A 26,845-nucleotide genomic window follows, 5' to 3' on the forward strand; every position below is an offset into this window, starting at 1 on the left:
ATGGATCGCGTGCAGGTGGGTCGAGCTCACTCGGCTCCCCGGGGAGGATGGATCGCGCGCAGCCGAGCAAGCTCGGCTCTACGATCAGCGGAAGCGCCGCGCGTAACCGACGTAGATCTGTACGTCGGGACTGTCGTCGTTGAGTCCGGCGTTGACGCCCGCGTCCCATTGGGCGTCTTCGCCGTGCTGCCAGCCGAACGACAACCCGGCCAGCGCCTCGGTAACGTGGCCTGCGCGATCGCGATCCCGAATCAGCGAGACTTCGAACGAGCCGGACACCGCATCGCTCACCCCGAATCCCAGCCCGGCCACGGATCCATAGCTCAGGTGGCGGCCATCGCCGTCGCCGTCCACGGCGGCCTCGATCTGCGGGGTGAAACCCAGCGAGACCGCGCCCAGTTCGATGCTCATTGGCAGCCGCAGGCCGGCGCTCCAGTCTTCCGCGCCCACCGGCGTGCGGCCGCTGGGCAGGTTCACGTAGGGCATCAGCGCCAGCGAGAAGCCGCCGCCGTCGGGATTGCGCAGGTTCTGGCGCAGGGCGAGGCTGACATCGCCGAAACGCGAGGCCCGCGTGGTCGCGCCGGACAACGTGTCGCGTTCGCGCACACGGCCGTAGGTGGTCAAGCCCACCTGCGCCTCCAGCGTGTCGTTCAGGCCGAAGCGCAACAGCGCGTCGCCGATCAGGAATTGTTCGCTGCGCAGGCCGGGTGAACTGTCACGGGTCCAGTCGGCCAGGCCGATCTCGAACACCGTGTCGCCGCGTTCCACCGTGCAGGCCGGCGTGCCAAGGCCCGGACGATCGGGACACAGGTCACGGGGTTCCGACGCCAGCACAGGCGCGGTCGCCAGCCATGCGGCGGCGAAAAGAAAACCACGCATCCTTCTCTCCCTCGATCTCCGGTCCAGGCATTGAACCGGGGCGGGCGACGAGAATCAATGCCGCGGCGATCGCGCCATCACTCGTCGTCGTGATCGGGCAACGGCGATGCAGGAGCGCCTGGCGTGAACTCGCCTGGTTTGACGTAGGCGGCGAAGACGATGTCGATGACTTCGGCGCCATCGCGCATCAGATCGAACAGCTCCGGTTCCAGCATCGCGCTGTAGAGCACGCCGGACAGGCTGGCGTGCAGGATGCGCGATGCCGTGGCCGCATCCGCGTCGTCGCGGAGCTGGCCCAGATCCCGGGCGCGCTGGAAGGCGAGGGTGATGATCTCCAGTTCCTCGAGCGTGCTTTCGTGCTGCAGGTCCTGCATGGCCTGGCTTTCGGCCGACAGGTCATTGCGCAACATGATCTCCATCATGTTGCGTGCGCGCTCGTCCTCCGCCAGTTCCTGGATGGACACCAGCAATGCCGAACGCAGATCCAGCACCGGCGTGGTGCGCTTGGGAGAGTAGGTGCGGCGCAGGCGCTGGATGAAGGTGACGCGCTCGCGGTTGATCATCGCCTCGAGCACCTCGGTCTTGTTCTTGAAATGCCAGTAGACCGCGCCGCGGGTATAGCCGGCGCGGGCGCCGATCATCGCCAGGGTGGTGCCGGCGACCCCGTGTTCGTGGAAACAGGCCTGGGCGGCGTCGAGGATGCCTTCCCGCGTCGCCTGCGCTTCTTCTTTGGTTTTTCTGGCCATCTGCCTTGCGCATTCGCTGGGTGAAACCGGGCTGAATTGTACCGGTTTGCAAACAAACATTCATGCATGTATATTTCGCGCCCTGCACTGGACCCAGCCGGATGCCGCGCTCCGCGAGTAGCCAGGCCCGGTGCTCGTTTCCCGCTTTTTGACGGCCACTTGGCGCCGATAAGGCGCCTTTTAGCCGCCAATTGGCGCCCGAATCCCTACTTCGACCCCACCGCCATGTCCCGAATCCCGCTCCCCTTCCTCGCCCTGTCGCTGGCGATCGGCCTGTCCCTGTCCGCCTGTGGCGGTGGTGAACCGGAGGCGCCCCAGGGCGGCCCCGGCCAGGTCACCGTGACCACCTTGAAGACCGAACAGGTCGGCCTGACCCGGGAACTCCCCGGCCGCACCCAGGCGTTCCTGGTCGCCGAAGTCCGCCCGCAGGTCAACGGCATCGTTGCCCGCCGGCTGTTCACCGAAGGCGGCGTGGTCAAGGCCGGGCAGGCGCTGTACCAGCTCGACGACGCCAGCTATCGCGCCCAGGCCAACACCGCCCGCGCGCAGCTGGCGCGCGCCGAGGCCACCGCCCACGCCGCCCGCCTGAGCGCGCGCCGCATCGGCGAGCTGGCGAAGATCGACGCGGTCAGCCAGCAGGATCTGGAAAACGCCGTCGCCGCGCAGCAGCAGGCCGACGCCGATGTCGGTGCCGCCCGCGCCTCGCTGGACGCGGCCAACGTGACCCTGGGCTATGCGCGGATCACCGCGCCCATCAGCGGCCGCATCGGCAAGTCCACGGTCACCCAGGGCGCGCTGGTCAATGCCGGCCAGGCCGAAGCGCTGGCCACGGTGCAGCAACTGGATCCGATCTACGTCGACCTCAGCCAGTCCTCGGCCGAATTGCTGCAACTGCGCCGCGAACTGGCGGCCGGGCGATTGCAGGACAACCAGCAACTGCCGGTGAGCATCCTGCTCGAAGACGGCAGCACCTTCGATCACAAGGGCACGCTGGAGTTCTCCGAAGTCAGCGTCGATCCCGGCACCGGCAGCTTCGGCCTGCGGGTGAAGGTCGACAATCCCGAGGGTGTGCTGATGCCCGGCATGTATGTGCGCGCGGTGATCGGCGGTGGCGTGCGCAACGACGCGCTGCTGGTGCCGATGCAGGGCATCGCCCGCGACCCGAAGGGCGATACCACCGCGATGGTGGTCGGCAAGGACGGCAAGGTCGAAGTGAGGCCGGTCAAGGTCAGCCGCGCGCTGGGCGACAAGTGGCTGGTCGAGGACGGCCTCAAGGCCGGCGACAAGGTCATCGTCGAAGGCCTGCAGAAGATCGGTCCCGGCATGCCCGTGCAGGCCACCGAGCGGGATGCCAAGCCGGCGAGGACCGCGACGTCCACGGCGCCGGCCGCCGCCCACGGCGCGCGGTAAGCGGAGAATCCCATGGCACGCTTCTTCATCGACCGACCCATCTTCGCGTGGGTCATCGCCATCATCATCATGCTCGCCGGCGGCCTGGCCCTGTTCAAGCTGCCGGTCTCGATGTATCCCAACGTCGCGCCGCCGGCGGTGGAAATCAGCGCGACCTATCCGGGCGCCTCGGCCAAGGTGGTCGAGGATTCGGTGACCCAGATCATCGAGCAGAACATGAAGGGCCTGGACGGGCTGATCTATTTCTCGTCCAACAGCTCCGCCAACGGCATGGCGACGATTACCCTGACCTTTGAGAGCGGGACCAACCCGGACATCGCCCAGGTGCAGGTGCAGAACAAGCTGCAGCTGGCGATGCCGCTGCTGCCGCAGGAAGTGCAGCGGCAGGGCATCAACGTGGCCAAGTCCAGCTCGGGCTTCCTCAACGTGCTCGCCTTCGTCTCCGAAGACGGCAGCATGGACGAGAACGACATCGCCGACTATGTCGGCTCCAATGTCGTCGACCAGCTCAGCCGCGTGCCGGGCGTCGGCAACATCCAGGTGTTCGGCGGCAAGTACGCCATGCGCATCTGGCTGGATCCGAACAAGCTGCACACCTACAACCTCTCGGTACCGGAGGTGGTCGCCGCGATCCGGGCGCAGAACGCGCAGGTCGCCATCGGCCAGCTAGGCGGCGCGCCGGCGGTGAAGGGCCAGCAGCTCAACGCCACCATCAACGCGCAGTCGCGCCTGCAGACGCCCGAGCAGTTCCGCGACATCGTCGTGCGCAGCGCGCAGGACGGATCGGAACTGCGCCTGAGCGACGTGGCCCGGGTCGAGCTGGGCGCCGAGTCCTACGACTTCATCACCCGCTACAACGGCCAGCCGGCCAGCGGTCTGGCGATCACCCTGGCCACCGGCGCCAACGCGCTGGACACCGCCGCCGGCGTGCAGAAGACCCTCGACGAACTCACCCCGTTCTTCCCGGCGGGCCTGAAGGCCGAGACGCCGTACGACACCACCCCGTTCGTGCGGGTGTCCATCAAGGGCGTGGTGAAGACCCTGCTCGAAGCGATCGTGCTGGTGTTCGTGGTGATGTACCTGTTCCTGCAGAACTTTCGCGCCACCCTGATTCCCACCATCGCCGTACCGGTGGTGCTGCTGGGTACCTTCGGCGTGCTGGCCGCGCTGGGCTTCTCGGTTAACATGCTGACGATGTTCGCGATGGTGCTGGCAATTGGCCTGCTGGTCGACGATGCCATCGTGGTGGTGGAGAACGTCGAGCGCATCATGTCCGAGGAGGGACTGTCGCCGCTGGAGGCCACCCGCAAGTCGATGGGCCAGATCACCGGCGCGCTGGTCGGCATCGGCCTGGTGCTGTCGGCGGTGTTCGTGCCGATGGCGTTCATGAGCGGCTCCACCGGCGTGATCTACCGCCAGTTCTCCGCCACCATCGTGTCGGCGATGGCATTGTCGGTGCTGGTCGCGATCGTGCTGACCCCGGCGCTGTGCGCGACCCTGCTCAAGCCGCTGAAGAAGGGCGAGCATCATGTCGCCCACCGCGGCCTGGCCGGTCGCTTCTTCAACGCATTCAACCGCGGCTTCGATCGTTCCAGCGAAAGCTACCAGCGCGGCGTGCGTGGCATCCTGGCGCGGCCGTGGCGCTTCATGGGCATCGTGCTGGGCATGTTCGTGCTGATGGGCGTGCTGTTCGTGCGCCTGCCCAGCGCGTTCCTGCCCAACGAGGACCAGGGCGTGCTGATGGCGCTGGTGCAGGCGCCGGTGGGCGCCACCCAGGAGCGCACGATGGAATCGATCCGGGCGTTGGAGAACCACTTCCTGGAGAACGAGAAGGGCGCGGTGGAGTCGGTGTTCTCGGTGCAGGGTTTCAGCTTCGCCGGCATGGGCCAGAACGCGGGCATGGCCTTCGTCAAGCTCAAGGATTGGGGCGAGCGCGGCGCCGAGGAGGGCGTGATGCCGGTGACCGGCCGTGCGATGGCCGCGCTCGGCGGGATCAAGGACGCTTTCATCTTCGCGTTCCCGCCGCCGGCGATTCCGGAACTGGGCACCGCCTCGGGTTACACCTTCTTCCTGAAGGACAACGGCGGGCAGGGCCACGAAGCCCTGCTGGCCGCGCGCAACCAATTGCTCGGCATGGCCGCCGAAAGCGGCAAGCTGGCCAACGTGCGTCCGAACGGACAGGAGGACACGCCGCAGTTCCGCATCGACATCGATGTGGCCAAGGCCAGCGCGCAGGGCCTGTCGATCGAGCAGATCAACAGCACCCTGGCGACCGCCTGGGGCAGCCAGTACATCGACGACTTCGTCGACCGCGGCCGGGTCAAGCGCGTGTTCGTGCAGGCCGACCAGCCGTTCCGCATGGTGCCGGAGGATTTCGATCTGTGGTCGGTGAAGAATGCAGAGGGCCGGATGGTGCCGTTCAGCGCGTTCGCCTCCAAGCACTGGGACTACGGCTCGCCGCGCCTGGAACGCTACAACGGCGTGTCGGCGATGGAAATCCAGGGTGAACCGGCGCCCGGCGTGGCCTCGGGCGACGCGATGGCCGAGATCGAACGCCTGGCCGCGCAATTGCCACCGGGCTTCGGCATCGAATGGACCGCGCTGTCGTACCAGGAGCGCCAGGCCGGCGCGCAGACGCCGCTGCTGTACACGCTGTCGCTGATGATCGTGTTCCTGTGCCTGGCCGCGATGTACGAGAGCTGGAGCGTGCCGACCGCGGTGCTGCTGGTCGCCCCGCTGGGCATCCTGGGCGCGGTGCTGGCCAACACCTTCCGTGGCATGGAGCGCGACGTCTACTTCCAGGTGGCGATGCTGACCACGGTGGGCCTGACCAGCAAGAACGCCATCCTGATCGTGGAGTTCGCCAAGGAGAACCTGGAGCGGGGCATCGGCCTCATCGAAGCCACCATGAACGCGGTCCGCGATCGCCTGCGCCCGATCATCATGACTTCGCTGGCGTTCGGCCTTGGCGTGCTGCCGCTGGCCATCGCGGCGGGCGCGGGCTCCGGCGCACAGCGGGCGATCGGCACCGGCGTGCTCGGCGGCATGATCGTGGGCACCGTGCTGGGCGTGTTCTTCGTGCCGCTGTTCTTCGTGGTGGTGCAGCGCGTCTTCAGTCGCAAGAAGGCCGCCGCGAATGTCGGAAACGGGGAGATCCAGGGAGAAACCCATGCATAAGCCTTCGACCGCCGGCCTGGCGCTGGCGATGATCCTGGTGCTGTCCGGCTGCGCGACGCTCGCGCCGCGCGGCAGCGAAGTGACCCCGTCGATTCCGTCGCAATGGCCGGCGTCGCTCGCGGCCGGCGATGCCTCGCCGGCCCGGGCCGTGGCCGATGTCGCCGACATCGGCTGGCGCGAGTTCTTCCCGGACCCGCGCCTGCAAACGCTGATCACCCAGTCGCTGGACAACAACCGCGACCTGCGCGTGGCCGCGTTGAACGTGGTGCGCGCCCGCGCGCAGTACCGCATCCAGCGCGCCGACCGCCTGCCTTCGTTCAACGTGCAGGGACAGATGACCCGCAGCGGCGGCGACGTCCCGGTCAGCGAACAGTTCAGCGCCAATCTCGGCATGGCCGAGTTCGAGCTGGATCTGTTCGGCCGCGTGCGCAACCTGAGCGATGCCGCGCTGCAGAAGTATTTCGCCGAGACCGAGAACCGGCGCGGGGCGCAGCTGACGCTGGTGGCGGAAGTCGCCAACGCCTGGCTGACCCTGGGCGCGGATCGGGAACAACTGCGGATCGCCCAGGCCACCCTGGCCGCGCATGAGGACTCGTTGCGCCTGATCGAGGCACGCCACCAGCGCGGCGGCTCGTCCGCGCTCGACGTGAGCCAGGCCCGCACCCTGGTCGAAACCGCGCGCACCGACGTGGCGCGCTTCACCGGCCAGGTCGCGCAGGATCGCAACGCGCTGGTGCTGCTGGCGGGTGGCCCGGTCGAGGAAGATCTGCTGCCGCAGGACAACCTCGCCGACATCGCCGCACTGCGGCCGCTGCCGGCCGGCCTGCCGGGCGACGTGCTGCTGCGGCGCCCGGACGTGATGGCCGCCGAGCATGTGTTGCTGTCGGCGAACGCGAATGTCGGCGCCGCGCGCGCGGCGTTCTTTCCTTCCATCCAGCTGACCGGCGCCATCGGCTCGGCCTCGACCGAATTGTCCGGCCTGTTCGACGGCGGCACCCGCGCGTGGAGTTTCATCCCCCGGATCACCCTGCCGATCTTCCAGGGCGGGCGGCTGCGCGCGAACCTGGGCATGGCCACGGCCGATCAGGACATCGCGCTGGCCCAGTACGAAAAGGCGATCCAGTCCGGTTTCCGCGAAGTCGCCGACGCGCTGGCGCTGAGCGACAGCCTGGACGGGCAACTGGCCTCGCAGCGTGCGCTGGTGTCCGCCACCGAACAGGCCGAACGCCTGTCGCAGGCCCGCTACGACGCCGGCCTGGACAGCTTCCTCACCCTGCTCGACGCGCGCCGCGCCGCCTACGGTGCCCGCCAGACGCTGGTGAACACCCGGCTGGCCCAGCAATCCAATCAGGTCGCGCTGTACAAGGTGCTGGGTGGTGGCTGGCGCGAGGGCGGCCTGGCGCACATCCGACCGCAGCAGTGAGTCGAAAATGGCCCGACAAGCGCCAGCCTGATCCTCCCGCGGAAGGCGTTCAGTAGCGCGCCGCGGTCAGCGGCGCATCCGCCCACTGCCAGGCCGCGGCTTGCCGGCGCGAAGTCTCGCGCGCGGCATCGGCCTGGCCGAGTTTGGCCTGCGCCTGTGCCAGGCCGAACAGCGACCAGCCATTATCGGGATAGGTCTTCAGATCCTGGCCGAAGGCTTCCGCGGCACCTTGGGCGTCGCCGGTTTCGAGCAGTGCGGCGCCCAGATAGAGCCGTGCCGGCAGTGGCCAGTCGGCAGGTTCGTTGTAGGCCAGGGCGTCCTCGGCGGCGACAGCCTCGCGCAACGCGGCGATGCCATCCGCCGTCTTGCCCTGTCCACGCAGCAGCTCCCCGCGCAGCAGGGCGTCAGCGACCCGCAACACGCCATCGGCGTGGTTGATGTCGAAGAAGCTCACCTTCGTCATTGCCGGATCGATGGCGAGCGCGTGCAGGGCATCGGCCTCGCGCACGGCATCGGCCTCGCGCACGGCATCGGCCGGCGCGCCCTTGCGCAGGTGCGCCATGCCGCGCGCGAAGTGCCGGATGGCGGCCAGGTAGGGTGGCTCCGGCGATGTGCTGGCGTCGGCCAGGATCGCATCCCAGTCACCAAAACGGACCCGCGTGAGCAGGGGCGTGGCCACGAACTGCTGCATGAACTCCATTGGCGCCTGTCCCATCGCGGCGCGATCCGCGCGACTGGCGGTCTGTTCCGCCGCCTGCAGCGCCAAGGTGCGGGATCCGGTCAGGCCCGTGGTCATGGTGGCGAAATGCCAGTTGTGCGGCACATAGCCCAACGGGTAGACGCCGTTGCTGCCGCGGCACACCGCCAGGAAATCCTTGTCCGCGGTGGTCGCGGCGAAATTGGTCAGGGTCGCATCGTGGTAGCGGCCGACGCGGATGTAGATGTGTGCGGGCATGTGCACCAGGTGGCCCGAGCCGGGCGCCAGCGCGGCCAGCGCATCGGCGTAGCGTTCGGCACGCTGCGGCGCGGGCGAGGCTTCGACGGCATGGATGTAGTAGTGCATCGCGCCGATATGGCGCGGATTGCGCGCAAGTACCCGTTCCAGTTCGCCGAGCAGGCGCGGGGTGAATTCCGTGGGTGTGCCGTCGGTGTTCCAGTATGCCCAGGGCGACAGATCCATCAGCGCTTCCGCGTACAGGGTCGCCGCGTCGTCGTCGTCGGGAAACTGCGCGACCACCCGCGCCATCGCGTCGGCATAGGCGCGATCCAGCGGCTTGCGATCCTCCGGCGCCGGATCGGCGTAACGTGCCTGCAGGGCCTGGATCAGCGCGCGATCGGCCGGGCGTGCCGAACCGGCGAGGTGCGCGGCGCGCGCGGCGAGGGCCGTGGCGTCCTTCGCCTGCTCGGGATCCATCGGCAGGTTGATGTTCGGCCCCAGCACCAGCGCCTGGCCCCACACGCACATCGCGCATTGCGGATCGAGCCGCGCCGCCTCGGCGAATGCGCGTCCGGCCGCCTCATGGTTGAAGCCGTAGGCCATGCGCAGACCCTGGTCGAAGTAGCGTTGCGCCGCGGGCACGCGGATGGCCACGTCGCGATGCAGATCGCCGAAGGTGTCGAACAGGGGCAGGGCTGCGGAGGCGCGGGGCGCGGGCGCGGCCTCGGTGGCCGCCTCGCGGCTTGAATCGCAGCCGGCCAGCAGCAGCGTCGCCAGCAGTGGCAGGAGCAAGGAACGACGGATCATCGCGGTCTCCCCAGGCGGTGTACAAGTCACCAACGGCGTCAGTGAGCCGAAAGCGGACAGGACAGCCAGGCAGGTCGAGGGAACCAAGAGAAGATGGGTTGCGCCAAGGGTGCTGCCAGAGTCCGCAGGCATTGCCACAGGCTGGGCGTTTGCGTCCGGTCGGCGTCCCTGCCGCCGAGGGCTGGGAGAAAATGGCGCGCCCGGAGGGATTCGAACCCCCGACCAATGGCTTCGGAAGCCACTACTCTATCCGGCTGAGCTACGGGCGCGCAGACGGCATAGCTTACCCGAACCCAGCGCGCAGCCCAATGGCCGGCGGCGGAACGCGTGAAATCCCGGGGCCGTGCAACGCGGGGACGGCGGTCCGCCGTCGCCGGGGCGGTAAGATCGGCCGATGGCCCCGCCGGCCAGGATGCAGGCGGGCGCCATCGCCTCCACCGACATGCGCCGAAGATGGGCTACGAACGTTTTGAAGCTTCCCCGACGCCGCGCTGGCGCGAGCGTCTGGGCCAATACTGGAAACTGACCCGCGGCGATCGGCCGATCGGCGTGCTGTTGCTGCTGTGGCCGACCTGGTGGGCGCTGTGGCTGGCGGCCGGCGGCACGCCGCCGTGGTGGATCCTGTTCGTGTTCACCGCCGGCGTCTGGCTCACCCGTTCGGCCGGTTGCGTGATCAACGACTACGCCGACCGCTGGCTGGATCCGCATGTCGAGCGCACCAAGGGGCGACCGCTGGCGACCGGCGTGGTGAGCGGTCGCGAGGCGCTGATGGTGTTCGCGGCGCTGATGATCGCCGCATTCGCGCTGGTGCTGACGATGAACGCGCTGACCATCGGCATGAGCGTCGTCGGGCTGTTCCTGGCGGCCAGCTATCCCTATCTCAAGCGCTACACGCATCTGCCGCAGGTGTACCTGGGCATGGCGTTCGGCTGGGGCATCCCGATGGCGTTCGCGGCCGTACAGGGCGAAGTGCCACCGATTGGCTGGGTGCTGTATGGCGCCAACATCCTGTGGTCGACCGCCTACGACACCTGGTACGCGATGGTCGATCGCGACGACGACATCCGCATGGGTTCCAGATCCACCGCGATCCTGTTCGGCGATCTGGATCTGGTCATCCAGGGCGTGCTGTACGCGCTGGTGTTCCTGGCATTGGCGCTGGTCGGCCGACAGGCGGATCTGGGACTCTGGTACTGGGCCGGGCTGGGCGTGGCGGTCCTGCTGGTGGCCTACGAATTCCTCATCGCGCGCCACCGCGAGCGCGGGCCGTGTTTCCGCGCATTCCTGCACAACAATTGGGTGGGCGCGGCGGTGTTCGCGGGCATCGCGCTGCACTTCACGCTAGGCAGCGGCTAGGGCGACGCGCCGAAGGTGGGGTCACCGCCTCCGGCGCGCGCGGGCGGGATCAGCCCACGGATTGGAGGCGCTTGAGCCGGAACGCGACGATCAGCTGCAATACGCCGTAGATCAACGCACCCACGGCGATCCACACCGCGATGGTGATCATTCCGATGCCCGGCCGCGCCAGGAAAAGCACGCCCAGCAGCATCGCCAGCACGCCGCTGAGCGCCAGCAACCACTCGCCATTGATCAGCTTGCGTACCTGGATGGCGAACACGATGCGGGCGATGCCGGCGATGATCAGCCAGATGGCCAGCAGCCACAGCATCGCTTCGGCCATCTGCGCCGGCTGGGTGATGGCCAGCACGCCGAAGCCGATGGATATCAATGCATAGAGAATCAGCAGCCAGTTCGGCAATGCGATGTCCTTGCGGAAAATGCTGAGCAGGCTGACGATGCCATCGGCCAGCGACAGCACGCCGAACGCCAGCACCAATGCCAGCACCGAGCGGCCGGGCCACAACAAGGTGACCACGCCGAATACCAGCGCCAGCACGCCATAGAGCAGGAACACCCACCAGCCACGTGCGGCATTCGCCAACAGATTGCTGCCCATTTCCTTCTCCTTTCCGGGAAAGCCGGGCCACGAATACGCCCGGTGCGGGAAGCCGTCAAGTCGTGGCTTCCGTCCCGCAGGGAAACTGTGGGCGGCCCGGTCCGAATCAGGGCTTGGCGCGATACGGCACGTAGGTTGCGCTGGCGAGCTTCCAGTGGCCGCCGTCGCGGCGGAATTCGAATACCGTGCGCAACTGCTTCTGCTGCTCGGCGCCCTGGATGCGCAGCTTCGCGGTGTTCAAGGCGATGAGTCGCGCGTGATCGCCGTCGACGTGGACCTGTGGTTCCCCCAGGCTCGCCGACACCGGCTCCACGCCCTTGGCCAGCATCTGTTCGCGGGCCTGCGGCGCATAGAAGCCCAGTACCTCGTCGCGCGTATCGACATCGCCCACCGGCGAGACCTCGACGTAGTCCGATGCCAGCACCCTGTCCAGCGCGGGAACGTCGAAACGGATCTGGGCATCGAGCACCGACTGGGCCAATGCGCGCAACGTGGCGTCGTCATCGGCGGCGAAGGCGGCGGTGGATGTCACGCACAGCGACAGGCCAAGCAACAGCGGGCGAACCTTCATGGAGGGAAACTCCCGGGGATGTCCCGCGGAATGTGCGCCACCGCGTGCGTCCGCGCACCTGCCGGAAGTCCGGTCACGGCACGCGCGCGCAGACCCAGGCATCGACCCGCGCGACCCCGGCTCGCCGCAGCGCGGTGGCGGCGGCATGCAGGGTCTGTCCGGTCGTCATCACGTCATCGACCAGGGCCACGTGGTCCGGCAGCTTCGCGGCGTCTGCCGCGTGGAAGGCCCCGCGCAGGTTACGGCAACGCCCGTGGACATCCAATTCGGACTGCGGCGCGGTATTGCGAACCCGCCGCAGCGCCCCGGGCAGCAGCGGCAGATCCAGCCGCCGCGCCAGCGGCCGGGCCAACTCCAGCGCCTGGTCATAGCCCCGTTGGCGCAGGCGATCGCGGTGCAGTGGCACCGGCACCAGCGCGTCCGGCCTGGGCTGTGCGGCCAGCGACGCGGCCATCAGCCCGGCCAGCAGTCGCCCCGCCGCCAGATCGCGGTGGAATTTCAGCCGGGGCAGCAGCCGGTCGAGCGGAGCCGCGTACAGGAATACCGCGTGGGTCGCTTCCAGCGGCAGTGGCCGACGCAGGCATTGGCCGCACCGGCCGGGTGTCGGCAGCGGCAGCGCGCAACGGTCGCATGCGGCTTGGTTCCAGGGAAGGGAATCGAGGCAGATGGGGCACAAATCAATGCCGTTGCCGCCATTTTCGCGGCAAACGAGGCAGCGAGGAGGAAGCAGGGCATGGCCCAGCGAGGTCAGCCAGTTGTCAACTTTCATCGCGTCCTTGCGGTTGACAGGGTGGGGCGGGATTTCCAGACTGACCGACTTTATCCCCGCGAGCCTGCGATGTCCGCTCACATTGAAACGCCCGAACTCCGCCATGACTGGCAGCGCGAAGAGCTGCTGGCCCTGTTCGACCTGCCCTTCCCGGAACTGTTGTTCCGGGCGGCGACGGTGCATCGCGCCCATTTCGACCCGGCCGAGGTGCAGGTCTCGACCCTGCTGTCGGTGAAGACCGGCGGTTGCCCGGAGGATTGCGCCTACTGTCCGCAGGCGCAGCGCTACGACACCGGCGTGAACGCGCAGAAGCTGATGGAAACCGATGAGGTGCTGGCCAGGGCGCGCCAGGCCAAGGCCGCCGGCGCCTCGCGGTTCTGCATGGGCGCGGCCTGGCGTTCGCCGAAGGATCGCGACATCCCGAAGGTCGCCGAGATGATCCGCGAGGTGAAAGCGCTGGGACTGGAGACCTGCGCGACCCTGGGCATGCTCAGCGGCCCGCAGGCCAGCGCGCTGAGGGACGCCGGGCTGGACTACTACAACCACAACCTAGATACCGCGCCGGAGTTCTACGGCGACATCATCCGCACCCGCGAATACCAGGATCGCCTGGACACCCTGGCGCACGTGCGCGATGCCGGCATGAAGACCTGCTGCGGCGGCATCGTCGGCATGGGCGAATCGCGCGACCAGCGCGCCGGCCTGCTGCAGGCGCTGGCCAACCTGCCGGCGCATCCGGATTCGGTGCCGATCAACCGGCTGGTGCAGGTGGCGGGTACACCGCTGCACGGCACGGCAGAACTGGACCCGTTCGAGTTCGTGCGCACGATCGCGGTCGCGCGCATCGTGATGCCGCGTTCGATGGTGCGGCTGTCGGCGGGTCGCGAGGCGATGAGCGACGAGTTGCAGGCGCTGTGCTTCAGCGCTGGCGCCAACTCGATCTTCTACGGCGAGAAACTGCTGACCACCGGCAACCCCGATACGGAGCGCGACCTTGCCCTGTTTGCCCGGCTGGGCCTGCGGCCGATGGCGGTACAGGTGGAAAATTTTGACGACAGTCACAGAAGTAATGTTACCGGCGGCGCTACGGTGCACGCCGACATCACCGCGCCGGCCGCCTGCTGCGACCACGCGGCGTAGTCGGTTGTGCTCAGGGGGAATCTGGCAGACAGGCACGGCGCCGCAACGGCGTCGTCGGCGTGCGTCGTGTTTCCGGCCGTGCGGCGCAATTGAGGAAATCCCTTCGCCGTTCCGATGCCAGGCTGCCGTCCGCCATGACCCGTCCCGATCTGCTTGAACGCGTCCAGAACCAGCGCAAGCTCCGCGCCGCGCAGGGACGCTCGCGCGTGCGCCGTACCGTCACCCGCCGCGACGGCGTGCGGGTGGAGGTCAATGGCCGCTGGCTGACCGAATTCGCCGGCAACGACTATCTGGGCCTGTCGCGGCAGTTCGAGGTGCAGAGCGCACTGCAGGACGCGGCCGGCCGCGAAGGCGCGGGCGCCGGTGCTTCCCATCTGATCACCGGGCACCACCTCGCCCACGAGGCACTGGAACAGGACGTCGCCGACTGGCTGGGCTATCCGCGCGGATTGCTGTTCGGCAGCGGCTTCCTGGCCAACCTCGCCGTCCAGCAGGCCTTGTTGGAGGATGGTGACGTGTGCGTGCAGGACCGGCTCAACCACGCCAGCCTGATCGACGCGACCCGCCTGGCGGGCTGCAAGCTGCGCCGCTACCCGCACCTGGATCCGGAAGGCGCGATGCGCCAGCTGCGGCAGGCGCCGGAAGGCGCGGCGATGCTGGTTACCGATGGCGTCTTCAGCATGGATGGCGATGTCGCATCGCTGCGCGCATTGAGTTTGGTGGCGCGGATGCAGCAGGCCCTGCTGTACGTGGACGACGCGCACGGCGTGGGCGTGCGCGGCCCGGATGGGCGCGGCAGCGTCGCCGAGGCGCGGATGGGCGTGGACGAGGTGCCGCTGCAACTGGTGACGCTGGGCAAGGCGCTGGGCGGCTACGGCGCGGTGGTGGTGGGCAGCGAAACGTTGATCCAGCACCTCGCGGAAACCGCGCGACCGTACATCTACACCACGGCGCTGCCGCCGGCGCTGGCCGCCGCCGCCCGGGTGGCGGTGCGGCATGCGCGCCGGGATCACTGGCGCCGGGAGAAGCTGCAAGGCTTGGTGGACCGTTTCCGCACCGCCGCGCAGGGGCGCGGGCTGGAGCTGATGGCTTCGGACACGCCGATCCAGCCGGTGCTGTGCGGCAACGAGGCCAATGCGCTGGCACTGTCCTCGGCGCTGGAAAGCGCCGGCTTCTGGGTGCCGGCGATCCGGCCGCCGACCGTGCCGGAAGGCAAGGCGCGCTTGCGTGTCACCCTGTCGGCGTTGCACGCGCCGCAGGACGTGGACCAACTGGTCGATGTGCTGGCGCGTTCGTGGGAAGCGGTGCGCCGCATCCGCAACGTCGGCACCTGAACCCGCGGTGGCCGCCTGCGCGGCCGCCGTTCCCGAATCGGCGACAATGGGCGCCGTCTTTTCCCGTCGGTTGCGCCGGCGGCTTCCAGCTCCGTAACGCATGCATATCGAAGTCGTGGGCCACGGCCCTTCGCTGGTTCTGATTCATGGCTGGGCCCTGCACGGCGGCGTGTTCGCGCCGCTGGTCGAACGCCTGGTGGATCGCTGCACCCTGCATCTGGTCGATCTGCCGGGCCACGGCCACAGCCGGGAGTCGGCCACGCCGCTGGAACTGCAGGCATGCGCGACGGAAATCCTCGCGCGCACGCCGCCGGCGATCTGGCTGGGCTGGTCGCTGGGTGGCCTGTTCGCGATGCAGGCGGCGGTATCGTCGCCGCAGGTGCTGGGGCTGGCGCTGATCGCCGCGACCCCGCGCTTCGTGCGTGACGCGGACTGGCCGCACGCGGTCGAGTCCACGGTGTTCCACCAGTTCGGCGAGGAACTGCGGCGCGACTATCGCGGCACGCTGGAACGCTTCCTGGCGCTGGACACGATCGGTTCCGAACATGCGCGCGAGGAACTGCGCACGCTCAAGCAGACCTTGTACGCGCGCGGCGAGCCCGCGCCGGAAGCGTTGCAGCAGGGCCTGCGGTTGCTCGAACAGGTCGATCTGCGCGACGCGCTCGCCGGCCTGGCGATGCCCAGCCTGTGGATCTCCGGCCGCCGCGACCGGCTAGTGCCGGCGGCGGGCATGCGCGACGCCGCAGCGCTGGCGCCGTGGGGTCTGCACGTGAACATCGCCGGTGGCGGGCATGCGCCCTTCCTCGGCCATGCCGACCAGGTCGCCCGCGAGTTGATCGACTTCCTCTCCGCCGTCGGCCACGCGTCCGCCGGCTCCAGGACATGACCCGTCCAGGTCATTCCCCGCACCCGATTACAATCCGAAGATGAGTTCCCAGTTCGATCACCGCCACATCCGTCGCGCCTTCTCGCGCTCGGCCGCCGGCTACGACGCCGTCGCCGTGCTCCAGCACGAAGTCGAGAAACGCCTGCTGGAATCGCTGGACTATCTGGGCGATCGCGCGCCGAAGCTGGCGGTCGACGTGGGCAGCGGGCCGGGCCATGCCGCCGCGGCGATGCACAAGCGCTGGCCGAAGGCGCAGGTGGTGGCGCTGGACCTGGCCCTGCCGATGCTGCGCGAAGCGAAGAAGCAGGCGGGCTGGTGGAAACCGTTCGCGCGCGTATGCGCCGACGCGCGCGCGCTGCCGCTGGCCGAGGGCAGCGTCGACGTGCTGTTCTCCAACCTGTGCCTGCAATGGGTGGAGGATCTGCCGGCGGTGTTCGCCGGGTTCCGCCGCGTGCTCAGGCCGGGCGGGTTGCTGCTGTGCTCGACCTTCGGTCCGGATACGTTGCAGGAACTGCGCGACGCTTTCGCCCACGCCGACGACACGCCGCACGTCAGCCGCTTCACCCCGATCGCGCAGTTCGGTGACGCCTTGATGATGTCGGGCTTCCGCGATCCGGTGCTGGATCGGGATCGCTTCACCCTGACCTACGCGGACCTGCCGGCGTTGATGCGCGAACTGCGCGCGATGGGCGCGACCAACGCGATGAGTGCGCGCCGCCACACCCTGACCGGCCGCCGCCGCTTCGCCGCCGCCAGCGCGGCGTACGAACCGCTGCGTGGCGCCGACGGCAAGCTGCCCAGCACCTGGGAAGTCATCTACGCCCACGCCTGGGCACCGGAGCCGGGCGCGCCGATTCGCGGGCAGGGCGAGGAAATCGCCAGCGTGCCGGTGTCGCGGATTCCGATCCGCCGACGCGGGGAGTAGCGCCGGCGGATTGCGCCCACTGTGTCGGGTGAGGCGCATGGCGGATGCCGGTTTTGCCGTCATGCACGGCAGGAGATGCGGAGCCTTCCCTGATCCCGCGCAAATCCCCGTCGCCCGCTGGAGCGGGCGCCCATCCCCTTTTTGCTTTCAACAGCCGAATGGCTGATCAAGGGGGCTCTCCAAGATTGCGTCCGAACCGAAGTACCCGCCTTTCCTCCCCCTTCGCAGAAGGGGGACCGAGGGGGATTTGCTGTTCGCTCTCGCTGAAACCAGCCGCGTACTACTGGCTCACCTGCGCTATCCAGCCTGCAGGTTGTAGTCACTCGAACCGACGCACCCTCCTTTCCTCCCCCTTCTGCGAAGGGGGACCGAGGGGGATTTGCTGTTCGCTCTCGCCTGAACCCGCCGCCGTGCTACTGGCTCACCTGCGTAATCCAGTCCTGCAGGTTGTAGTCATTCGAACCGACGCACCCGCCGTTCCTCCCCCTTCTGCGAAGGGGGACCGAGGGGGATTTGCTGTTCGCTCTCGCCGGAACCCACCGCCGTGCTACCGGCTCACCTGCGCTATCCAGTCCTGCAGGTTGTAGTAATTGGTGACCCGGGCAATCCGGTCATCGCGGATATCGAAGAACGCGCCGCCGGGCAGCACGTAGGCCTGTCCCTTGGCCGGCGGCAGGCCTTCGTCGGTGTTGAGGTATTCGCCGTGCACCACGTACTCGGCGGCCGCGCGATCGCCATCCAGCGAAGCAAGCACCACGATGTCGCGCAACTTCTCGCGGTAGCTGGCGTTCATCCGGCCCAGGAATGCCGCGAAGGCTTCGCGTCCGGTTTCGCGCGCGCCCTGGTTGAGATCGTGCACGACATCGTCGGCAAGCAGCGCCAGCATGCCGTCCCAGTCGGCCCGGTTGAAGGCCGCGTAGTAAGTCAGCACCAGTTCGGTGGCGCGATCCTGCCTGCGGTTGCCGTCGATCTTCATGGGCGTGGCCTCGTCCGGAGCAAACCCGGATGATACTCCCGGCATGCGTCCACGGCGCTCATCGTGATTGCGGCAGCCGATCGCGGTGGAAGAAGTACACCTCGGCCAGCAGGAAACGCCAGCGGGTGGTGAAGCTGCGGAAGCGGGTGGTCGGCGTGGGCGATCCCAGCGCGTCGATGCCCTGTTCGTGGCTGATGCGCAAAGCGCGCGCCATGTGCAGCGGATCGCTGACCACGATCGCGCTGCGCAGATCATGGGTCTGCATCAGCGCCGCGGCCTGGCGCAGGTTCTCATGGGTATTGCGGGACACCGATTCGATCAGGATGGCCCTGGCCGGCACGCCCTGGCGGATGGCGTAGCGGCGACCGACCTGCGATTCGGAAAAACGCGCACCGGAGCCGCCGTAGCCGCCGGTGAAGATCAGGGTCCTGGCCATGCCCCGCTTGTACAGGTCGATGCCGTGGCGGATGCGCTCTTCGAACACCGGAGAAGGCTTGGCGTCGTAGGCGGCCGCGCCCAGCACGATGATGGCGTCGGCCGGGGCGGCCTGATCGCGCTGGCCCACCCAGCTGATGTAGCCGGCCACGCCGGCCAGCCACAGCAGCAGCAACATCAGCAGGCGCCACGTCCAGCCCCAGAATCCCCTGCGCCGCTTGCGGCGCGCCCCGCCCATGCTCACGCCGGCCCCCAGGGCAGGGCGTCGAGATCGACATTGCCGCCGGACAACACCAGCCCGACCCGTTGCCCGGCGAAGCGTCCGCGATGTTTCAGCAGCGCCGCCAGCACCAGCGCCGAGGAGGGTTCGACGACCAGCTTGAGACACTGCCAGAGCAGGCGCATCGCCGAGATCGTTTCCGCATCGTCGGCCACCAGCACCTGCACCCCGTGCTGGCGCAGGGCGGCGAAATTGGGTTCGCCGACGAGGGTGCGCAGGCCGTCGCAGATGGTGTCCGGCGTGAAAGCGTCCACGCGCCGACCGGCCACCAGCGAGCGCGCGGTGTCGTCGGCGCCGGTCGGTTCGGCCGCATAGATCCGGCAATCCGGTGCGACCCGCGCGGTGGCGATCGCGGTGCCGGTGCTCAGGCCGCCGCCGCCCACCGGGGTCATCACCGCGTCGAACGCGCCGTGGCTGTTGTGCAATTCCAGGATGGCGGTGCCCTGCCCCGCAATCACCGCCGGATGGGTGAACGGATGGATCAGCTGTGCGCCGGTTTCGGCCTGCACCCGCGCGCAGGCCGCCTCGCGCGCGGCCTGGGTGGGCGCGCAGCGATGGATGGTCGCGCCATAGCGCTGGATGGAAGCCAGCTTGGCGGCCACGGCGCCCTCGGGCACGACCACGTGGCAGGGGATGCCGCGGGTGCGCGCGGCCAGCGCGAGGGCGCCGCCGTGGTTGCCGGAAGAATGGGTGACCACACCGCGCCGGGCGTCGGCTTCGGGCAGCGACCACACGGCATTGCAGGCGCCGCGGAACTTGAACGCGCCGCTGCGCTGCAACGGTTCGGCCTTGAAGAACAGGGAGCAGCCGGCCAGTTCGTCGAGTTCGCGCGAGTGCAGGACCGGCGTGGTGTGGGCGTGGGGCGCGATGCGCGCGGCGGCGGCCAGGATGTCGTCGAACGTGGGCAGGGTGTGCGGCATGGCAACAGGTTAACGCACCGCCCGGCCCGGCTGGATGGAGGGGACGGGCAACGGCAGGTAAAGCCCCCGGCCCGCGATGGCCAGGGTTAAGCACGGATTCAATCCGCCGGCCCGATGCTGGCAGTCGCTGGAAAAGTCAGGGGCCGCACATGAAACCAAGACTGCTGATCATCGCTGCGCTCGCCGCGGCCGCACTGAGCGGTTGCGCGACGTACGACCATGTCGGCGCCAGCGCGGCCGGAGGCTATTACCAGGGCCGCCCGGTGGTCCGTTATTACGACGCCTACGGCTATCCGGTGTACGGCGGCTATTACGGCGGTTACTACAACCGGCCCTCCTACTACGGCCGTCAGCCGTATTACGGCTACTACGGTCCGTACTACCCCTATTACCCGCCGCCGGTGCATCGTCCGCGTCCGGGCCATGACCACGGCGGCTACCGGCCGCCGCCGGGCAGCGGTCCGGGCGGCAACCGTCCGGCGCCCTGGCGCGATCCGACCCGGGGCGCCTGGCGCGAGCACGGCCAGCAGCCGGCGGTCCCGGGCCAGCCGCCCCGACGGGTGAGTCCCGGCATGCCGCCGAGGGTCTCGCCAGGGGCTCCGCCACGGGTCTCGCCAGGCGCGCCGTCGCGGCCGCAGTCGATGCCGCGCAGCATCAACGAGCGTCCGGCCGGGGCGCCGCGAATCCAGCCCCGCGGCGGACGGGTCCGGGTCATCGAGAACTGATCCAGGGGGGCAGGCCGCCGGCCGTCGGGCCGTTGGAACCGAAGTTGACCGGTTGCGTCGCTTTCTGACGTCACAGGCGATAAAGGTTCCATGTCGACGTCCGGTGGGGAGTTCTGGATCCCCCCTGTTCCGGTCCCTGCCGGGCGTCGGCGCCCCTTCAAACCCGGCTCCGGCCGGGTTTTTCATTGGCCGACGCGGTATCCTTCGCGCACAAAAAAGGGCCGGCAGTCCCCCGACTACCGGCCCCCGGCATCCCCGCTGTGCGCATGGCTGGCCCCTGTTCCAATCCCAGCCCACGCCCCTGTCGCTTGCCACATCGGGTGCCACGGGTATTTCGCAGGAAGCGTGCCAATCCGGCACCACCCGGCCCGGCGACTCCACCGCGAACGCCGGCCTCCCAGGCTGAACACGAACCATGAACCACGATTTCTACCGCTACGACGTCATCATCATCGGCGGCGGCCACGCCGGCACCGAGGCCGCGCTTGCCGCGGCCCGCGCCGGCGCGCGCGCGCTGTTGCTGACCCACAACGTCGAGACCGTCGGCGCGATGAGCTGCAATCCGGCCATCGGCGGCATCGGCAAGGGTCACCTGGTCAAGGAAATCGACGCGCTGGGCGGGGTGATGGCATGGGCCGCCGACCGTGCCGGCATCCAGTGGCGCACCCTCAACGCGTCCAAGGGTCCGGCGGTGCGGGCGACCCGCTGCCAGGCCGACCGCGCGCTGTACCGTCGCGCCATCCGCAGCGCGGTGGAGGCCCAGCCCAACCTGACCGTGTTCCAGGCGGCGGTGGACGATTTGATCATCGAGAACGAAAGCGTGCGGGGTGCGGTCACCCAGACCGGGCTGCGTTTCCATGCACCCGCGGTGGTGCTGACCGCCGGCACCTTCCTGGCCGGCAAGATCCACGTCGGCGAGACCCAGTACGCCGCCGGCCGCGCCGGCGACCCGCCGGCCACCGCGCTGGCGCACAAGCTGCGCGAAGGCCGCTTCGTCGTCGATCGGCTGAAGACCGGCACGCCGCCGCGCATCGATGGCCGCACGCTGGACTACGCGGTGATGGAGGAACAGCCGGGTGACGATCCGATGCCGGTGATGTCCTTCATCGGCGACGTCGCCGATCATCCCGCGCAGGTGTCGTGCTGGATCACCCACACCAGCGAGCGCACCCACGAGATCATCCGCAACGCGCTGCACCGCTCGCCGCTGTACACCGGCCAGATCGAGGGCATCGGTCCGCGCTACTGCCCGTCCATCGAAGACAAGGTGGTGCGTTTCGCCGAGAAGGCCAGCCACCAGATCTTCGTCGAGCCGGAGGGCCTGGACGTCGTGGAGATCTACCCCAACGGTATTTCCACCTCGCTGCCGTTCGACGTGCAGCTGGATCTGGTGCGCAGCATCCGCGGCTTCGAGCAGGCCCACATCACCCGTGCCGGTTATGCCATCGAATACGACTTCTTCGACCCGCGCGGGCTGAAGTCCTCGCTGGAGACCAAGGCCGTCGCCGGCCTGTTCTTCGCCGGCCAGATCAACGGCACCACCGGTTACGAGGAAGCCGCCGCGCAGGGCCTGATCGCCGGCCTCAATGCCGCCCGTTTCGTGCAGCAGCGGGAGGCGTGGTCGCCGCGCCGCGACGAAGCCTATATCGGCGTGCTGATCGACGATCTGATCACCCACGGCACCAACGAGCCCTACCGCATGTTCACCAGCCGCGCCGAATACCGGCTGCAGCTGCGCGAGGACAACGCCGACCAGCGGCTGACCGGCGTCGGCCGCGAACTGGGCCTGGTCGACGACGCGCGCTGGGCGCGCTTCAGCGCCAAGCAGGAAGCGGTCGAGCGCGAGACCGCGCGCCTGCACGCGCTCTGGGCCACGCCGAACAACGCGCTGGGGCGCGAGCTGGAAGCGGTGCTGGGCGTGGCGGTGAGCCGCGAGACCAACGCGCTGGATCTGATCAAGCGTCCCGAACTGGACTACGCCAAGCTGATGCGGGTACCCGCGCTGGGACCGGCGGTCGACGACGCCAAGGTCGCCGAGCAAGTGGAAATCGGCGTCAAGTACGCCGGATACCTGGACCGCCAGCGTGAGGAAATCGAACGCCAGCAGCGCAACGAGTCCACCCCGATTCCGGCCGGTTTCGACTTCGCCGGCGTGCACGGCCTGTCGGCCGAGGTGCAGCAGAAACTGGCGCGCGTGCAGCCGCAGACCGTCGGCCAGGCCCAGCGCATCCCCGGCATGACCCCCGCCGCGATCTCGCTGCTGCTGGTGCATCTCACCCGCGCGCGGCGCGCGCAGGTGGCGTGAAGCACGAGGCTTGAACGCAAGCCGATATCGAACAGGAAACCACGTGACGCAAACGGAAACGGACATCCACCCCATTGCGCCGGAGAAACGGGCCGCCATCCTCGCAGCCCTGGCGGACATCGAACGAGAACACGATGTCCGGGTCGTGTTCGCCTGCGAATCCGGCAGCCGTGGCTGGGGGTTTTCGTCGCCGGACAGCGACTACGACGCGCGTTTCATCTATGTGCATCGCGCGGAGTGGTACCTGACCGTGAACGAGCGGACGCGTCCGGGGGCTCCCCAGCGGGATGTGATCGAGCTTCCGATTGACGGTGAACTGGACGTCAGCGGCTGGGATCTGCGCAAGGCACTGCGCCTGCTGTCCAAATGCAATCCCACGCTGTCCGAATGGCTGCGTTCGCCGATCGTCTATCTTGAGGACGGAAAGATCGTCGGAGGACTCCGCGAACTGGCGCAGAGCCACTATTCACGGCTTGCGGCGTGGCATCACTATCACAGCATGGCGAAGACCACTTTCCGTAGCCATTTGAGCGGCGATCGCATCCGCACGAAGAAGTATCTGTACGTCCTGCGCCCGATCCTGGCCTGCCTGTGGATCGAGAAGTCGGAGCAACCGCCGCCGATGGCCTTCGAGACCTTGCTGGATCAGCTGTTGCCGCATGGGCCGGTACGCGAGGCCATTGATGCGTTGTTGGTGGTGAAGCGGACCAGCGGCGAGATTGCCGATGGGCCGCGCGTTCCGGCGATCAGCGACTTCATCGAAATGCAACTGGAACGAATGGGGCGGGATGCTGTGCACCTGCCCGTGCGCGAGGCGGATGAAGAGCCACTCGACACGTTTTTCCGCCAGGCAATCGGCTTCTCCGCGCGCTAGTGGCGGGCCGGCCGGGGCCGAACCCGCCATTGCCGGCTTACTCCGCCGGCAGCCCCATTTCCTTCAGCAGGTGCGGGGCCGCGTAGACCTTGGACATCAGCCAGCGCATGTAGCGCATGTCCACGTGCACGGCGCGCTTGTAGCGCGGATCGAACATCCAGCTGGCGCTGACCGACTCCCAGTTGCTGTCGAAGTTCAGGCCGATCAGCTGGCCGCGCGCGTTGAGCACGGGAGAACCCGAGTTGCCGCCGGTGGTGTCCAGGTTGGTCAGGAAGTTGACCGTCTGGGTCTTCAGCGCGGGATCGGCGGTGCTGCCGAAGTCGCCCTTGGCGATCGCCGCCAGCAGTGGCTTGGGCGCATCGAACGGTACCGTGTCGGTGTTCTTCTCGACGATGCCGGCCACGGTGGTCACCGGCGAGTAGGTGACGCTGTCGCGCGGATGCAGCGATTCCACCTTGCCGTAGCTGACCCGCAGGGTGCTGTTGGCGTCCGGGTAGACCGAACGTCCCTGGCTGCGGTACCAGCCGGTCAGCGCCTGCATGTAGGCCGGGCGCAGGCGCAGCAGATCGCCGTCGCGCTGCTTGCGCTCGTTCTCGATGCGCAGCAGCGCCGGCTGCAGCTGCGCGGCGAGCGCCAGCAACGGATCGGTCGAGCCGGTGATCGCGGCCGGTTCGGCTTTCAGCAGGCCGACGCGGGTTGCTTCCTCACCCAGCGCGGTGCCGCCGTAGACACGCGCGAGGGTGGCTTCCAGGCTGGCGGCGTCGCGACCGAAGGCCGCGTCGAATTCCGGCAGGCGCTGCGCATCGGGCAGCTTCTGGTAGCGGCCGACCAGCTCGGTCAGGAAGGCGCGCTCCATGCCGGCGTCGTAGCGGCGCTGGACCTGCTTCAACTGGCCCTCGATGAGGGCGAGGTCGCGATCCTGGTAGCCGCCTTCGCGATCCGCGTCGGCCTTGCCGCGTTCCAGCGCCAGCCGCTGCAGGGTAATCGCGCTGCGCAGCAGCTGGGTGCGGCCGTCGATCATGCCGACCAGCATGTCGCGCTCGCGCATGGCGCTGGCCTGGTCGAGCAGCGCCTGCGCCTGATCGATGCGCGCGCGCGTCGACGTGGCGTCGCCGCCCGACTTCGCCAGCCACGCATACATCGCCTTCTCGGCGTCGGCGCGGACCTGGATGGCGTTGCTGCGGCGCAGGCCTTCCAGTTCACCGCTGAAGCGCTTGCTGCTGTTCTTCAGGCCGGACAGCTGGCTGGCGTACTTCACGCCGGCTTCCGGATCCGCCTTGCCGCGCTGCTGGACGATGCCGATCAGCGCGTCCAGCACTTCGACGTTGGCCGGCAGGCCCCATTCGATGCGCTCCTTGAACTCGCTGGCGAAGCGGTGGCGGTAGGTGATGCCGGGATAGCCGGCGAGCATCGCGAAATCGCCTTCCTTCGGGCCATCGAGCGCGACCTGCAGGTGCGCGGGTGCGCGGTAGGGCACGTTGTCCGGGCTGTACGCCGCCGGCTTGCCATCCTTGCCGACGTAGGCGCGCAGCAGGGTGAAGTCGCCGGTATGGCGCGGCCACATGAAGTTGTCGATCTCGTCGCCGTAGTTGCCGATCGCGCGTGGCGGTGCGTACACGAGGCGGATATCGCGCAGTTCCAGCTGCTTGATACGGTAGAAATCGGCGCCGTAGTACATGGTGGCGACGCTGCAGCGCATGCCCGCCTCGCGCTCGCACTCGCTGACGATGCGCTTGTTGGCGCGATCCACCGCGTCGTAGTACTCGCGACCGGTCTTGCCGGCGGCATCGCGCATCACGTCATCGGTCACGCGATCGAAACCGACGGTCACCAACACCCGGTAGTCGGGATTGGCCGGAAGCTCGGCGGCGCGATCGCCGGCGATGTAGCCCTGATCGATCAGGTTCTTCTCCGGCCTGGAGTTGTACTGGATCACGCCGTAGGCGACGTGGTGGTTGGTCAGCACCAGGCCATCGGCGGAGACGAACGCGCCGGTGGCGCCGCCGACCTTGACCACCGCGTTGAGCGGCGGCCGGGTCAGGTCGGCCAGCGCGGCCGGATCGCCCTCGAAACCCGCCTGGCGCAGCGGCGCGGCCAGCTGCGGCAGCTGCGAGGGCATCCACATGCCCTCGTTGGCCTGCGCGGGCAGGGCCAGGGCGATGCCCAGGGCCAGGGCGGTGAAGGGCGTGCGTGCGCTCATGGGCGGGAATCCTCGGAAAAGACAGCCTGCGACGATAGCGGCCCGCGCCGCGCGGGGCAATTGCGATCGCCGCATGGGCGCCTCAGTCCGCGGCGAGCACCACCGGCTGGCCGATGAACTCCCCGTAGCGTCTGGCGGCCCGCGCGAGCGCAGGCCGGTCCGCCTTGCGCAGGGGTCGCAACGGCGTCAGCGAGAGCGTGGCGCCCTGCCGGTCCAGCGTGCGCTTCCACAGTGCGTTGACGCGGCCGTCGACGATCAGGCTGGGGTTGACCAGCCCGTTGATGCCGACCACCTGCCGGTTGTGCGCGGCGTCCAGCGCGGCGCTGCGGTCCTTGTAGCCGACCAGGTATTCGTCGAACGGCGGCAGCAGGTGCACCGCCGGGACCGCTCGCGCGGGCGCCGACGGCGATTCGGTGAACCAATGCCGGACGCCGTCGTAATCATGGTGCGAAAGGGTCGGCTTTGCGCCATCCACCGCCGCCTGTGCATCGCGCACGGTCAGGCCCGACCACCAGGCCAGATCGTGCACGGTGGCCGGACCGTGTCCGGCGAAGTAGCGCCGCGCCAGTTCCGCCAGCGCCGCATCGCGGTCGAGGATCGCGGTGCGTGGAATCCATTCGTCCAGCAGCACGAACGTCGGCTGCTTGCCCTCACGTGGCCCCTGGCAGATCAGGCCCTCATGGGCGAGTCGACCCAGGATGTGCAGGCCGCGTTGCCCTTCGGTGTCGACTTTCCGGTCGGCCAATGCTTCGTAGAGCGCGCCACGGGTCAGCTGCCTGCCGCCTTCGAGCAGTCGCGTGACCACCTCGGCACAGCGGCCCGTCGTGCGCGCATCCAGGCCGAACTCGCGCTCCTGGCGCGCACGGTCGCGGTCGAGTGCACGAACCGCCATGAGCGACAGCATCCAGCGTGCATCCTCCGTCGCCACCAGGTGCAGCGTCCCGCGCATCGGCCAGGTGCGCACGATGCGGCGCTCGGCGATGGCCCGTTCGACATCGACCTCGCGCGCACCCGTGGTGCGCAGGCCCACCGCCCACAGTGACCCGTAGTAGTCCTGTGCCTGTACCGCCAGCAGGTGGCGGACCGTGTCGGCGGGATCGTCGCCCAGCGGCGTGCTGATGCCTTGCCGGTGAAGCCGCCATCCGGCTACCGAGGGAAGGTGTTCCATC

22 protein-coding genes and 1 tRNA gene are annotated in these 26,845 nt (G+C 68.6%); 11 read left to right on the forward strand and 12 right to left on the reverse strand.

The features are described 5' to 3' along the window. Positions 1-84 precede the first annotated feature (84 nt). Both IQ458_RS06020 and IQ458_RS06025 read right to left on the reverse strand, forming a co-directional pair. Complete coding sequence (locus tag IQ458_RS06020) at positions 85-879, reverse strand: transporter (protein ID WP_203322220.1); 795 nt, start codon at positions 877-879, stop codon at positions 85-87. A 77-nt stretch (positions 880-956) separates the two neighbouring features. Then, positions 957-1,625, reverse strand: a complete 669-nt coding sequence (locus IQ458_RS06025) for a TetR family transcriptional regulator (protein WP_141454746.1) — start codon at positions 1,623-1,625, stop codon at positions 957-959. 225 nt (positions 1,626-1,850) lie between these two features. On the opposite strand from IQ458_RS06025, the gene smeD reads away from it, so the two are divergent. From smeD to IQ458_RS06040, 3 genes are read left to right on the forward strand one after another with little or no spacing between them, the layout of a single operon-like run. Beyond that, positions 1,851-3,035, forward strand: coding sequence for a multidrug efflux RND transporter periplasmic adaptor subunit SmeD (smeD, locus tag IQ458_RS06030; RefSeq protein ID WP_203322221.1), 1,185 nt, complete (start codon positions 1,851-1,853; stop codon positions 3,033-3,035). A gap of 12 nt (positions 3,036-3,047) precedes the next feature. Then, positions 3,048-6,212, forward strand: coding sequence for a multidrug efflux RND transporter permease subunit SmeE (gene smeE / locus IQ458_RS06035; RefSeq protein ID WP_203322222.1), 3,165 nt, complete (start codon positions 3,048-3,050; stop codon positions 6,210-6,212). Beyond that, positions 6,205-7,635 (forward strand): efflux transporter outer membrane subunit, encoded by a 1,431-nt coding sequence (locus IQ458_RS06040; RefSeq protein WP_203322223.1) that lies wholly within the window; start codon positions 6,205-6,207, stop codon positions 7,633-7,635. The genes smeE and IQ458_RS06040 overlap by 8 nt, the downstream gene beginning before the upstream one ends. Positions 7,636-7,684: 49 nt before the next feature. On the opposite strand, the gene IQ458_RS06045 is transcribed toward IQ458_RS06040, so the two are convergent. Together IQ458_RS06045 and IQ458_RS06050 are read right to left on the reverse strand one after the other, a co-directional pair. Then, the gene (locus tag IQ458_RS06045; RefSeq protein WP_203322224.1) at positions 7,685-9,379 is read right to left on the reverse strand and encodes a tetratricopeptide repeat protein; all 1,695 of its coding nucleotides are present in this window, start codon (positions 9,377-9,379) and stop codon (positions 7,685-7,687) included. Between the two features lie 192 nt (positions 9,380-9,571). Next, positions 9,572-9,648, reverse strand: a tRNA-Arg gene (locus tag IQ458_RS06050). A gap of 184 nt (positions 9,649-9,832) precedes the next feature. On the opposite strand from IQ458_RS06050, the gene ubiA reads away from it, so the two are divergent. Next, the gene (gene ubiA, locus IQ458_RS06055) at positions 9,833-10,735 is read left to right on the forward strand and encodes a 4-hydroxybenzoate octaprenyltransferase (protein ID WP_203322225.1); all 903 of its coding nucleotides are present in this window, start codon (positions 9,833-9,835) and stop codon (positions 10,733-10,735) included. Between the two features lie 49 nt (positions 10,736-10,784). Here the strand turns inward: ubiA and IQ458_RS06060 are convergent, their stop codons facing one another. From IQ458_RS06060 to IQ458_RS06070, 3 genes are all read right to left on the reverse strand, one after another. Further along, positions 10,785-11,336 carry an HdeD family acid-resistance protein gene (locus IQ458_RS06060; RefSeq protein WP_203322226.1) on the reverse strand — a complete coding sequence of 184 codons (552 nt, stop codon included), beginning with the start codon at positions 11,334-11,336 and terminating at the stop codon, positions 10,785-10,787. 106 nt (positions 11,337-11,442) lie between these two features. Next, on the reverse strand, positions 11,443-11,907 hold the full coding sequence (locus tag IQ458_RS06065; protein WP_192198174.1) for a nuclear transport factor 2 family protein: 465 nt from the start codon (positions 11,905-11,907) through the stop codon (positions 11,443-11,445). A 73-nt stretch (positions 11,908-11,980) separates the two neighbouring features. Next, positions 11,981-12,676, reverse strand: coding sequence for a ComF family protein (locus IQ458_RS06070; RefSeq protein WP_203322304.1), 696 nt, complete (start codon positions 12,674-12,676; stop codon positions 11,981-11,983). A gap of 69 nt (positions 12,677-12,745) precedes the next feature. Here IQ458_RS06070 and bioB point away from each other — a divergent pair, with 69 nt between their 5' ends. The 4 genes from bioB (at position 12,746) to bioC (ending at position 16,961) form a co-directional block, all read left to right on the forward strand. Further along, positions 12,746-13,816 carry a biotin synthase BioB gene (gene bioB / locus IQ458_RS06075; protein WP_203322227.1) on the forward strand — a complete coding sequence of 357 codons (1,071 nt, stop codon included), beginning with the start codon at positions 12,746-12,748 and terminating at the stop codon, positions 13,814-13,816. Positions 13,817-13,950: 134 nt separating this feature from the next. Continuing rightward, positions 13,951-15,150, forward strand: coding sequence for an 8-amino-7-oxononanoate synthase (gene bioF, locus IQ458_RS06080; protein WP_203322228.1), 1,200 nt, complete (start codon positions 13,951-13,953; stop codon positions 15,148-15,150). 100 nt (positions 15,151-15,250) lie between these two features. Beyond that, positions 15,251-16,036 (forward strand): pimeloyl-ACP methyl ester esterase BioH, encoded by a 786-nt coding sequence (bioH, locus tag IQ458_RS06085; RefSeq protein WP_203322229.1) that lies wholly within the window; start codon positions 15,251-15,253, stop codon positions 16,034-16,036. A 40-nt stretch (positions 16,037-16,076) separates the two neighbouring features. After that, a complete protein-coding gene (gene bioC / locus IQ458_RS06090) occupies positions 16,077-16,961 on the forward strand; it encodes a malonyl-ACP O-methyltransferase BioC (protein ID WP_203322230.1) in 885 nt (294 codons plus the stop codon). A gap of 547 nt (positions 16,962-17,508) precedes the next feature. On the opposite strand, the gene IQ458_RS06095 is transcribed toward bioC, so the two are convergent. The 3 genes from IQ458_RS06095 to IQ458_RS06105 are packed head-to-tail and all read right to left on the reverse strand — an operon-like array spanning position 17,509 to position 19,572. Next, positions 17,509-17,937 carry a ketosteroid isomerase-related protein gene (locus IQ458_RS06095; protein WP_203322231.1) on the reverse strand — a complete coding sequence of 143 codons (429 nt, stop codon included), beginning with the start codon at positions 17,935-17,937 and terminating at the stop codon, positions 17,509-17,511. Positions 17,938-17,995: 58 nt separating this feature from the next. Continuing rightward, entirely contained in the window at positions 17,996-18,610 is a 615-nt protein-coding gene (locus tag IQ458_RS06100; protein WP_425504643.1) for a YdcF family protein, read from the reverse strand. 2 nt (positions 18,611-18,612) lie between these two features. After that, on the reverse strand, positions 18,613-19,572 hold the full coding sequence (locus IQ458_RS06105) for a threonine ammonia-lyase (RefSeq protein WP_183640158.1): 960 nt from the start codon (positions 19,570-19,572) through the stop codon (positions 18,613-18,615). 149 nt (positions 19,573-19,721) lie between these two features. Here IQ458_RS06105 and IQ458_RS06110 point away from each other — a divergent pair, with 149 nt between their 5' ends. From IQ458_RS06110 to IQ458_RS06120, 3 genes are all read left to right on the forward strand, one after another. Beyond that, positions 19,722-20,297, forward strand: a complete 576-nt coding sequence (locus IQ458_RS06110) for a hypothetical protein (protein ID WP_181444180.1) — start codon at positions 19,722-19,724, stop codon at positions 20,295-20,297. A gap of 415 nt (positions 20,298-20,712) precedes the next feature. Continuing rightward, positions 20,713-22,602: a tRNA uridine-5-carboxymethylaminomethyl(34) synthesis enzyme MnmG gene (gene mnmG, locus IQ458_RS06115; protein ID WP_203322232.1), complete on the forward strand. Its 1,890-nt coding sequence runs from the start codon at positions 20,713-20,715 to the stop codon at positions 22,600-22,602. Between the two features lie 43 nt (positions 22,603-22,645). Further along, on the forward strand, positions 22,646-23,476 hold the full coding sequence (locus IQ458_RS06120; protein WP_203322233.1) for a nucleotidyltransferase domain-containing protein: 831 nt from the start codon (positions 22,646-22,648) through the stop codon (positions 23,474-23,476). 37 nt (positions 23,477-23,513) lie between these two features. Here the strand turns inward: IQ458_RS06120 and IQ458_RS06125 are convergent, their stop codons facing one another. Both IQ458_RS06125 and IQ458_RS06130 read right to left on the reverse strand, forming a co-directional pair. Next, on the reverse strand, positions 23,514-25,676 hold the full coding sequence (locus IQ458_RS06125) for a S46 family peptidase (protein ID WP_192198171.1): 2,163 nt from the start codon (positions 25,674-25,676) through the stop codon (positions 23,514-23,516). A gap of 82 nt (positions 25,677-25,758) precedes the next feature. Then, a complete protein-coding gene (locus tag IQ458_RS06130) occupies positions 25,759-26,844 on the reverse strand; it encodes a winged helix DNA-binding domain-containing protein (RefSeq protein ID WP_203322234.1) in 1,086 nt (361 codons plus the stop codon). Position 26,845 lies beyond the last annotated feature (1 nt).

Origin of the sequence: Pseudoxanthomonas beigongshangi (assembly GCF_016820515.1) — a bacterium.
Classification (GTDB): Bacteria; Pseudomonadota; Gammaproteobacteria; order Xanthomonadales; family Xanthomonadaceae; genus Pseudoxanthomonas_A; species Pseudoxanthomonas_A beigongshangi.